This is a genomic window from Ureibacillus massiliensis 4400831 = CIP 108448 = CCUG 49529 (genome assembly GCF_000772965.1).
GTDB lineage: Bacteria > Bacillota > Bacilli > Bacillales_A > Planococcaceae > Ureibacillus > Ureibacillus massiliensis.
In genome coordinates, this window is sequence record NZ_JPVQ01000067.1 from 1 (window position 1) to 10305 (window position 10305).

The 10305-nt window shown below is 34.0% G+C and carries 13 protein-coding genes; 12 read left to right on the forward strand and 1 reads right to left on the reverse strand.

Annotated features, from left to right (window positions below; translation table 11 throughout):
- The first annotated feature begins 71 nt into the window (after positions 1-71).
- The 8 genes from CD30_RS17960 (at position 72) to crcB (ending at position 6010) form a co-directional block, all read left to right on the forward strand.
- Positions 72-329, forward strand: a complete 258-nt coding sequence (locus CD30_RS17960; protein WP_036180128.1) for a hypothetical protein — start codon at positions 72-74, stop codon at positions 327-329.
- Positions 330-358: 29 nt separating this feature from the next.
- Positions 359-1129 (forward strand): gluconate 2-dehydrogenase subunit 3 family protein, encoded by a 771-nt coding sequence (locus CD30_RS17965; protein WP_036180131.1) that lies wholly within the window; start codon positions 359-361, stop codon positions 1127-1129.
- A gap of 63 nt (positions 1130-1192) precedes the next feature.
- Entirely contained in the window at positions 1193-2911 is a 1719-nt protein-coding gene (locus CD30_RS17970; RefSeq protein WP_036180134.1) for a GMC family oxidoreductase, read from the forward strand.
- 176 nt (positions 2912-3087) lie between these two features.
- Complete coding sequence (locus tag CD30_RS17975; RefSeq protein ID WP_036180137.1) at positions 3088-4200, forward strand: M20/M25/M40 family metallo-hydrolase; 1113 nt, start codon at positions 3088-3090, stop codon at positions 4198-4200.
- Positions 4201-4222: 22 nt separating this feature from the next.
- Positions 4223-4705: a chemotaxis protein CheW gene (locus CD30_RS17980; protein ID WP_036180140.1), complete on the forward strand. Its 483-nt coding sequence runs from the start codon at positions 4223-4225 to the stop codon at positions 4703-4705.
- A gap of 79 nt (positions 4706-4784) precedes the next feature.
- Entirely contained in the window at positions 4785-5288 is a 504-nt protein-coding gene (locus CD30_RS17985; RefSeq protein ID WP_036180143.1) for a DUF1648 domain-containing protein, read from the forward strand.
- A gap of 24 nt (positions 5289-5312) precedes the next feature.
- Positions 5313-5660, forward strand: coding sequence for a fluoride efflux transporter FluC (locus CD30_RS17990; protein WP_052126306.1), 348 nt, complete (start codon positions 5313-5315; stop codon positions 5658-5660).
- Positions 5660-6010 (forward strand): fluoride efflux transporter CrcB, encoded by a 351-nt coding sequence (gene crcB, locus CD30_RS17995; protein ID WP_052126307.1) that lies wholly within the window; start codon positions 5660-5662, stop codon positions 6008-6010. Before CD30_RS17990 ends, crcB begins: the two co-directional genes overlap by 1 nt.
- An 85-nt stretch (positions 6011-6095) precedes the next feature.
- On the opposite strand, the gene CD30_RS18000 is transcribed toward crcB, so the two are convergent.
- Positions 6096-6563, reverse strand: a complete 468-nt coding sequence (locus CD30_RS18000) for a methylated-DNA--[protein]-cysteine S-methyltransferase (RefSeq protein ID WP_052126312.1) — start codon at positions 6561-6563, stop codon at positions 6096-6098.
- Between the two features lie 284 nt (positions 6564-6847).
- Here CD30_RS18000 and CD30_RS18005 point away from each other — a divergent pair, with 284 nt between their 5' ends.
- From CD30_RS18005 to CD30_RS18015, 4 genes are all read left to right on the forward strand, one after another.
- Positions 6848-8614, forward strand: a complete 1767-nt coding sequence (locus tag CD30_RS18005) for an FUSC family protein (RefSeq protein ID WP_052126308.1) — start codon at positions 6848-6850, stop codon at positions 8612-8614.
- Positions 8604-8783 carry a hypothetical protein gene (locus tag CD30_RS19655; protein ID WP_052126309.1) on the forward strand — a complete coding sequence of 60 codons (180 nt, stop codon included), beginning with the start codon at positions 8604-8606 and terminating at the stop codon, positions 8781-8783. Before CD30_RS18005 ends, CD30_RS19655 begins: the two co-directional genes overlap by 11 nt.
- A gap of 150 nt (positions 8784-8933) precedes the next feature.
- Positions 8934-9368, forward strand: a complete 435-nt coding sequence (locus CD30_RS18010; protein WP_036180152.1) for a MarR family winged helix-turn-helix transcriptional regulator — start codon at positions 8934-8936, stop codon at positions 9366-9368.
- Between the two features lie 257 nt (positions 9369-9625).
- On the forward strand, positions 9626-10165 hold the full coding sequence (locus tag CD30_RS18015; protein WP_052126310.1) for an NADPH-dependent FMN reductase: 540 nt from the start codon (positions 9626-9628) through the stop codon (positions 10163-10165).
- Positions 10166-10305: the final 140 nt, after the last annotated feature.

Sequence of the window (10305 nt, forward strand, 5' to 3'; positions counted from 1 at the left end):
AAAATCAACATTTATTAGCGATTTATATAAATTATTTTTGACAATACGAAAGTTATAAGGGGGGTTATAGAATGACTGATTACAACCGTGAAGAGCTATCTGATATTTTTCAGGGATTAGCTGGATTATTCTTAGTTTTTGGGTTAGCAATTGCGATCTTAACGATTAATGGTTCTGTACCTGCACTTGCACTTATCGGAACAGCAGTTGGTTTATCGATAATTGTAGGTTGCTGGGTTGGAACACGACACGCTTTCTTTATGGCAAGCATGATAGTAATGTCAGTAATTTTATCAGTGTTTTTCAATTTTGGAGCGTTATTTAGTTAGTTTTTTTACTTTATCAAGGAGGAGTCATTGTGACAGAAAAGAAAGAAACTTTTACAGAAAAAAAATCTACTAGACGTAATTTCTTAAAAAATTCCGGTCTAACATTAGGTGGGCTTGTACTAGGGGGAGCAGTAACTAGTTTAGTAGTAAACAAGAATGAAAGTGATGTAACAACTACTGACTCTCATTCAGAACATGGTACTGAAACTGCTAATTTTAACCAAGCTTTAATGTTCTTCACAAATGAACAATATAAAATAGTTGAAGCAGCAACAGAACAAATTTTCCCTGAAACAGAAGTGGGGCCGGGAGCAAAAGCACTTCTTGTTGCTTATTTTATTGATCACCAATTAGCTGGAACTTGGGGATTAAATGCTAAAGATTACACAAAAGGCCCTTTCAATCCAAATGCAAACAGTTTATTTGGTTACCAAACTCATTTAAACTATCAACAAATCTTTACATTAGGTATTAAATTATTGAATGACGAAGCAAAAACACGCTTCCAAAGCGCATTCTATGAAATTACACCTGAACAACAAGTAGAGATTTTAAAAGCAGTTGAAGCTGACGAAGTAGCATTAAATGCTGCAGTAAAACCGTCTTATTTCTTTAAATTATTGCGTAGTGCCACAATCGAAGGTGCATACGCTGATCCATTATATGGTGGTAATAAAGATATGGCTGGCTGGAAAATGCGTAAATATCCAGGACATCAAATGTCTTATACAAATGTCATTGAAAAAGATGAGTTTGTAGAATTTGAACCACAAAGTTTAAATTCTCAACATAAGCATTAATAGAAAAATTAACTAGTTGTTAATTTAATAGTTTTAAGTTTAGAAGAAGAGGAGAAAATAATTATGGCAACAACATTACCAAGTACAGACATTGTATTAGTCGGTGTCGGTTGGACAGGTGGTATCGTAGCTGCAGAGCTAACAAAAAAAGGCTATCAAGTAGTAGGTCTTGAACGTGGTAAGCCTCGTACAACAGAAGATTATTTAATGGTTCATGATGAGCTTCGATACGCACAACGTAATGAAATGATGCAAGATTTATCTAAAGAAACTTGGACAGTTCGACATGAACCAAATCAAACGGCACTTCCTTACCGTCAACATGGTTCATTTTTAATTGGTGACGGAGTAGGTGGATCTGGTGAACACTGGAATGGTTTAACTTATCGCTTTATGCCTTATGACTTTGAAATTCGTTCAAAAACAATTGAGCGTTATGGGGAAAGTAAAATTCCTGCAGATATGCCACTTCAAGACTGGGGTATTACATACGATGAAATGGTCCCTTATTTTGAAAAGTTTGAACAAATGGCAGGGATTTCAGGGGAGCCAAACCCAATAAAAGAAATGCCACAAGCAAATCATCCAACTCCACCATTGAAAGAAACACCAGCAATGGTTATGTTCCGTGAAGCGGCAACGAGCCTTGGTTATCATCCATATACTGCACCTGCAGCAACATTATCTGAAGGTTATACGAATCCTGATGGCATCACTCGTGGTGCATGTCAATATTGTGGTTTCTGTGAACGCTTTGGATGTGAATATGGTGCAAAAGCTTCACCTACAGTAACAGTGTTACCAGTAGCTGAAAAAACAGGTAATTTTGAAGTGCGTCCATATTGTAATGTACGTCGTATTTTACATGAAAATGGTAAAGCTACAGGCGTTCTTTACGTTGATTCAACAACAGGTGAAGAATTTATTCAACCAGCAAAAGTAGTTGTTTTATCTGCTTACATTTTAAATAACGTTAAACTTCTTCTGTTATCTAAAATTGGTACTCCATATAACCATGAAACACAAACAGGTGTTATTGGTAAAAACTATTGTTACCAAATGACTTCTTCTGCATCGACTGGTTTCTTTGAAGGTAAAGAATTTAACCTTTATGCTGGTACAGGGGCTCTAGCTAAAGTAATAGATGATTTTAATGGTGATAATTTTGATCATACAGATTTAGACTTCCTACATGGAGGTAATATTGCATTAGGTCATTATGGTAAACGACCTATTGCTACTAACTCAACACCAAAAGGTACACCTTCATGGGGTGCAGAATTTAAAGATGCATCAGTAAAATGGGCTAATAGTACATTAAGCGTTGGTTCTCAAGGATCAGTATTACCACATAAAGATAACTATTTAGATTTAGATCCAACATACACAGATCAATTTGGTGACCCGCTATTACGTATTACATTTAACTATCGAGACAATGAACGTAACCAACAAAAATTTATTCGTGAAATTACGACTAAGATTTTAGAAGAAATGGGCGCAACAGAAGTTACAACACCAGGTGACCAAGGTGATTGGGATACAACAAAATACCAAACTACACACAACACTGGTGGAGCAATTATGGGAGCAGATCCAAAAACATCTGCATTAAATAACTACCTACAAATGTGGGATTGTGAAAACCTATTTATTCCGGGTGCTAATGCATTTGCTCATAACTCTGGTATGAACCCAACAGGTACAGTAGGTGCTTTAGCTTACCGTGCAGCAGAAGGTATCGAAAAATATCTTCAAAACGGTGGCGGCTCTTTAGTATAATAATCTATTAATCTTAAAATAGATAAGTAGTATGAAATAGAATTCTAGTCAACAAACAAAGGGTTATCTCCTCACAGGGATAACCCTTTTCTATTTAATCGAAAGATAAGAATGATTGTTTTTATGGAATTTCAAGCGTAAAATGGAAAGAAAAGATGAAATAAAGGAGTTTGAAAGTGAAAAAACGTTTAGTCAATGAATTTTTGGAATTAGTTCAAATAGACTCCGAAACAAAACACGAAGAAATAATTGCTCCGATATTAGTTAGGAAGCTTGAAGAAATGAGTTTTGAAGTTTATCAGGATGATGCGCATACAAGAAATGGACATGGCGTTGGAAATATTATAGCTACATTGTCAGGTTCCCTTGATGTAGAGCCGATCTATTTTACTGTACATATGGATACAGTAGTTCCTGGAGTTGGAATCAAGCCTGTTATTCGAGAGGATGGATACATATATTCTGATGGAACCACTATTCTAGGAGCAGATGATAAGGCGGGTATTGCTGCTTTATTCGAAATGGTGAAACGATTAAAAGAACAAGAAATTAAACATGGCACGATTCAATTTGTAATCACTGCAGGTGAAGAAAGTGGTCTTGCAGGTGCAAAAGAACTTGATCGTAGTAAAATAATAGCGAAATACGGATTTGCTGTTGATAGTGACGGAAAAGTGGGAGGAATTGTTACTGGTGCGCCGTATCAAGCAAAGTTAAACGTAAAAATTATTGGGAAAACTGCCCATGCAGGAGTTGCACCTGAAAAAGGAGTTTCTGCTATCACTTTAGCATCTAAGGCAGTTGCAAGGATGAAGCTAGGACGTATTGATGAAGAAACAACTGCAAATATAGGACGTTTTGAAGGTGGAAAAGCAACAAATATTGTTTGTGATGAAGTGATTATTGTTGCTGAGGCCCGTTCCATTAATCAATCTAAACTTGATGCTCAAACAAACCATATGAAAGAAATATTTGAAGAGGTTGCATTACAAAATGGGGGAAGAGCAGAGGTAGATATTCAATTAATGTATCCTGGCTTTAATGTTTCTGAGGAAGACAAGGTTGTACAGGTTGCTATGCAAGCTGTTAAAAATATAGGTAGAAATCCTAATCTTGGTTTATCCGGTGGCGGAAGTGATGCTAATATAATTTCGAGTTTTGGAATTCCGACGGTAGTTTTATCTGTTGGCTATGAGGATATCCATACTACAAATGAAAGAATGCCTATTGAAGAATTAGAAAAATTAGCCGATTTATTAGTTGAAGTAGTTAAATGCTCTACAAAATAAGGCAATTAAAGAGGTGAATCATATGTCATTTGAAAAGTCTGTTGTGTTTCGATGTAAAACTGAAGAATATGCAGTATCAGTTGAACAGGTTGTATCTATTGAAAAATTAGAGAGCATTACACCTGTGCCGCATTTACCAAATTATTTATTAGGCTTTACTCGCATAAGAGGGGAATTAATACCTGTTTTAGATTTCGGAATTATTCTATACAATACACCTTCTCAAAAAACTACAGCTAAAATCATTATATTAAATACTGATGTAGTAAATTTTGGGCTTGTTGTTGATGAAGCAAAGGAAATTTTAAATTTCTCTGAAAGCGAATTAACACAAGTCGGACTGGTAAACTACTCAAGAACTAAATACTTTACGGCGATTGCTAATTTAGAAGATCGAATGATTACCTGTGTTGAACCGACTATATTGGTCAATTCACTTGAAGGTACAAGGGAAATAATCGAATACCTTAAAGAACTAAATAATGAAGCTGAAGTCAACAGTTGAGAATAAGCTAGAACTAGCCGATTAAAGGTTACTTCTAGCTTTTCTTTAAGATATAAGAAACGAATATCGAGGTGATTTTTTGAAATTTCCTTATCGTCCAGTGTTAAAAATTCCAAAAACTAGGATGGAGAAAATTTCGGATTTAATAGGAGGTACTTTTTTTCTTTTATCTTTAGTTTTTGTCCTATATAGTTGGGTGGATATACCAGATCGTATACCAGGACATTTTAATTCATTAGGTGAAGTGGATCGTTGGGGTTCGAAATATGAAATCATTATACTGCCGATCATGGGAATGTTTCTTTTTTTCTTGTTATCCCTTTTTGAAAAGGCTCCCCATATGCACAATTATCCTAAGCGTCTTAATGAAAACAATGTAGAACAATTTTATATCAATAGTAGGAAAACACTTAATATAATTAAAAACATTTGTCTCATCACTTTCGCTACTTTAATAGTGCAAATTGTTCGGGTAGCAAAAGGTGATATTCAGTCATTAGGAATTTGGTTTTTACCTATATTTATCGGACTATTATTTTTGGTCATTATCATCAGTTTAGTACAAAGATCAAAGATTAAGTAGAACTGTAGTAAAGAGGGTATTTTAGTGAATATATTACAAGTTTTTTTAGGTGGAATGGTTGGAGCAGCTTTGCGTTTTAGCATTCAAACGTTTTTCTCTACATTTATTATGCTTTGGATTGCCAATGTTTTAGGAAGTTTTTTACTTGGTTGTTTGAACGGCTATTATGAAAAGCTGTCGACTGAAAAAATGAAATTATTTTTTACTACGGGTATGCTTGGAGCGTTCACAACATTTTCTACATTTTCGCAACAGTGGTTTGAATTGATACAGGAAAGTTATGTAATCGGGATAGTTTATGGGTTAACGATGACATTAATTTGCTGCTTTGTGGCATTGCTAGGTTATCGTATTTTTCGAGGTGAGCAATAATGGTTTGGTTGATGGTTATGGTTGGTGGCGGAATAGGTGCTACACTGAGGTATTTTGTTACTAGCTTAATGAAAATTCAAGATTATCCTAACAATTGGGCAACAATAGTCGTAAATCTATTAGGCTCTTTTTTATTAGGAATTTCAGCACATCTAGCATTTTTAGAAAATGTATTTCTTGCATTTCTAACAGTAGGAGTGTTAGGGGCGTTTACAACTTTTTCAACCTTTGCCTTTGATATCGTGAAATTGATTGATCAAAAACGTTTTTGGAATGCTATTCTATTTATTTTCCTAAACTTGATAGGTGGTTTAATTTTATTTTCATTAGGATATTTAATAAGATTTTGATGATTATATACAGAAAAAACTGGGTAACAGGACTACCCAGCTGTGGTTATATAAATTCGTATAAGTTCATAGAAATTCTTTTTAACTATGCTTTATATTGGATTTCTTCTAATTGTAGTAATTTTTCTTTTACTGGTAGACCACCACTGTATCCTGTTAGAGTACCATTTTTACCGAGTACTCGATGACAAGGTACGATAATAGCAATAGGGTTGGCTCCAATTGCAGTACCAACCGCTCTAACTGCTTTCGGATTACCGATATCATTTGCAACATCGGAATAACATTTTGTTTTACCAAAAGGAATACTTAATAATTTGTTCCAAACGTCAACTTGGAATTGTGTACCACGTAAGTCAAATTTAAAAGTGAAGCTTTTTCTTTTTCCATCAAAATATTCTACTAATTCCTGATAAAATAAATCCAATTTTACTTCATTATTTATGAGCCTAGCTTTGGGGATATATTTATTTACCCATTTCTCCAATTCCTCAAAAGGATCATTTTGTGAACCGACATAGCATAGCCCATTTCCGGTAGAAGCAATATACATAAGCCAGCCCTTATAATCAAACAAAGTATAATAAACCGTCTCACTTTGTTTCACTTGAACACCTCCAATTTTCTATATTTTAGCATGTTTCGGTTATCTTTTACCCTTTATTTCTTTTGATGAAAAATCCAATTATTTTGATATGTTATAATTTATTTTATAATAATCGTTCAATCTCACATGAGATATGGGCGATTTTTAATTTAAAATGTTTTAGATATTAATTGAATTATATTTAGGACATGATATTAGTAGCTTTAATTTTGGATAAAGGAGCAGTATAAATGCAAGCACAAGCAATAAATAAATCACCTTCAATCATAAGACAAGCATTAACTGTTAATAAAAGTCCCTTTCCATGGTTAAAAGCTTTTTTAGCTGGAGCTGCAGCAGGGTTACCGATTTTTATTGGTTTACTTTTTGATAATCTTCATTATGGATTAATCGCGGGCTTAGGAGGATTCGCTTTCCTTTATGTATTTCCTATTCCCTATGCGCAGCTAGTAAAAAAATTAACATGGTGTGTTCTTGGCATAACAGCATGCGTATTTTTAGGCACTTTATTAGCCCCTTATCCCATTATTGTTGCAATCATGATGGGATTGATTGGAGCAACAGCAATTTTTCTTTTCGGTGCATTTCGATTAGTAGGACCATCTGCGCTATTTTTTGTACTCATATTTGCAATGACTTCTGGTATGCCAATTGCTCCCGAGGAAGCTTTTATAAGAGCATTCTTGGCTTTTCTTGGAGGGTTATTATCTTTCGTTTTAGCGATGAGTCGAGGGTTTTTTAATCCATACGGACCTGAGAAAAACATTATTAAGAGATCCTATAATGTATTAGCAGATTATATCGAGTCAATTGGAACGGGTTTAGAAAGCGAGAAGCAACATGAAGTTCTTATCACTTTAAAAGAAGCGAGTCAAATACTTGCATCTGGATATATACCATGGAAAAAGAATGATTTATTTACTCATTTGTATGTTTTAAATACATATGCAAATAAAATCTTCTTATATACTACAGAAGAAATACAAGGAAAGAAAGATATGATCCCTTTGGAAATTAGTGAGTCATTAAGAATGATTTCACGATTAGTGGATTCAAAAAATATTAAAGATGACGCATTAGTCGAATTACCACACCCAGAAGCAATGGATGAAACCATCGCACAGCTTTATATGGAAATAAATGAAGCAAAGGATTCACTCACTGTTTCTAGTAGTTCACTAAAAGATCAAGTGCAAATCAAAAGTATATCTCCAAATAGAATAATATTAGGAGCCTTCGATAAAAACTCAATCGTCTTCATTAATGCTTTAAGATTTGGCTTCTTTACAATTTTAGCAGCGATTATTGCATATGAATTTGAATTTAATCGTTCTTTCTGGATACCACTATCCTGTGTAGCTGTAATGTCAGGTGCAACAGCTGTTGCGACATTACACAGGGCGATTCAACGAAGCTTAGGTACGATTTTCGGTATCATTATTGCGAGTGCTATTCTTGCATTTCATCCAACTGGATTCATGATTGCACTTTTGATTTTTCTTTTAACGTTTATAACAGAAATGTTCATTGTTAAAAATTACGGTTTAGCAGCTTTATTCTTTACTCCTTCGGCATTGATTATGGCAGAAGCAGGAACAACAGGGGATTACTCATTTATGTATTTTGCTTCGGCAAGATTAATTGACGTGGTCATAGGTATTTTTATTGGTTTAATAGGAGTTTGGTTCGTTGGGAGAAGATCAGCATCAAGTAGATTACCACATTTGATTTCAAAAACGATACGAAGTCAAGCTCAGGTACTATTTGCTTTATTTTCTGAACAAGGGTTTCACCAAAGCTATAGAAAAGACAATATACTCAATAAAATGGAGACGAATATTACTAATTTAACTTTGATATATGACACAGCTACTGGGGAGATTCCAAAAGATAAAAAGTCTCTTGAATATTATTGGCCGATTGTTTATTCAATACAAGAGGTTAGGTTACTTATTAGAGAAATGTGGAAGATTGAGAAACCGACCGATGTTAAATGATGAAAAGTTAGGACAACTATTATTTGTATTTGAAACAATGTCAAATGCAGCTGATCAAAAAATTAGTGCGGAAAAGAAGGGCATTCCAGAAATACCAGGTTTTCAAAGTATCCAAGATGCAATCGGAGACTTACAAAAATCAATTTCTAACTATGTAACAAATTCGTGATTCGTCACGAGTTTGTTATAGACGAATATCGTATCATTTATGAAACATACTAAGAGAAGCAAGTTTGACAACCCTTTCATAACATGATATTATTTATCTCGAATTAAAGATAATTTACTTCGAGATATTGGTAATAAAGGAGGGATAATCTTGGAACAACAAAACCAGAAATTAAAAGCGTTTACAGTCCTATTACGAGCTAGTCAATCTGTTCAAGAAGCCTCTAAAAGAGATCATTCTAAGCATGGTTTAAATCCTACTGAATTTGCCGTACTCGAACTACTCTACCATAAAGGTGATCAACCGATTCAAGTGATTGGTAAAAAAATATTAATTGCAAGCAGTAGCATTACTTATGTCGTTGATAAATTAGAAGAAAAAGGATTTGTCGTAAGAAGAGCATGTCCATCGGATCGAAGAGTTACATATGCAGCCATAACAGATGAGGGAAAAAGAATAATGGATCAAATTTTCCCCCGCCATATTGAAGTTATTGAAGAAATCTTTAATGTAATAACAGATGATGAAGTAAATATTCTCATTGATTTATTAAAAAAAGTAGGATATAATGCGAAAAATTCATAAAACATATTTTAGGAAAGAGATATATAAAATAACTACTAACATAATCGTTTTATGGAATAAATGAATGGACAGTTAGAAATATTAATAATGTTTAAAGCAGTTTTTTATAGTAATTAAGATAAATCGATTTCCATCAATTGAGTTATTTCTGAATTTGCAAATACTTCATCTGAATAATGGAATCAATTGTGGCAAAGTAAACTTTTACAAGTAACAACCAAAAAATCATTTTAATCTATCAAGTTGGAGGGAAAATTATGCTAAAAGTTGGAATTATTTTAGGTAGTACGCGAGAAGGTCGAGTTAGTCCGCAAGTTGGTGAATGGGTAAAAAAAATTGGAGATAGTAGAGGGGATGCAACATATGAAATCATTGATATAGCTGATTTTAAATTACCCTTATTAGGTGAAGCTGGAGGAAATACTTCAGGAGTAGGTGAATGGTCAAGTAAAGTAAAAAGCTGTGACGGATTTGTATTTATCGTAAGTGAATATAACCATAGTATTTCGGGTGCATTGAAAAATGCTTTAGATTATCTCCGAGATGAATGGAACAATAAAGCGGCTGGTATAGTTAGTTATGGATCAGTTGGCGGTGCACGTGCAGCAGAACATTTAAGAGGAATTTGCGGTGAGCTGCTTATTGCAGATGTTCGGGTTCATCCTGCACTTTCATTATTTACTGATTTTGAAAATGGAACAATTTTCAAACCAAAAGAAGTTCAAGCTCAATCTGTAAATGATATGTTAGATCAAGTTATTGCATGGAGTAGTGCACTAAAGACAATTCGTCAATAACTACAAAATCAAAAATACAATTATCAAAATATATTGAAACCATAGACATATTATAATCGTTCTTATTGATAAAGGGGGTATTACCCTCTTTTTTAAAAGATAAGAAAGTATAAAATTTGTCACAACCACAGTCCCCAGGA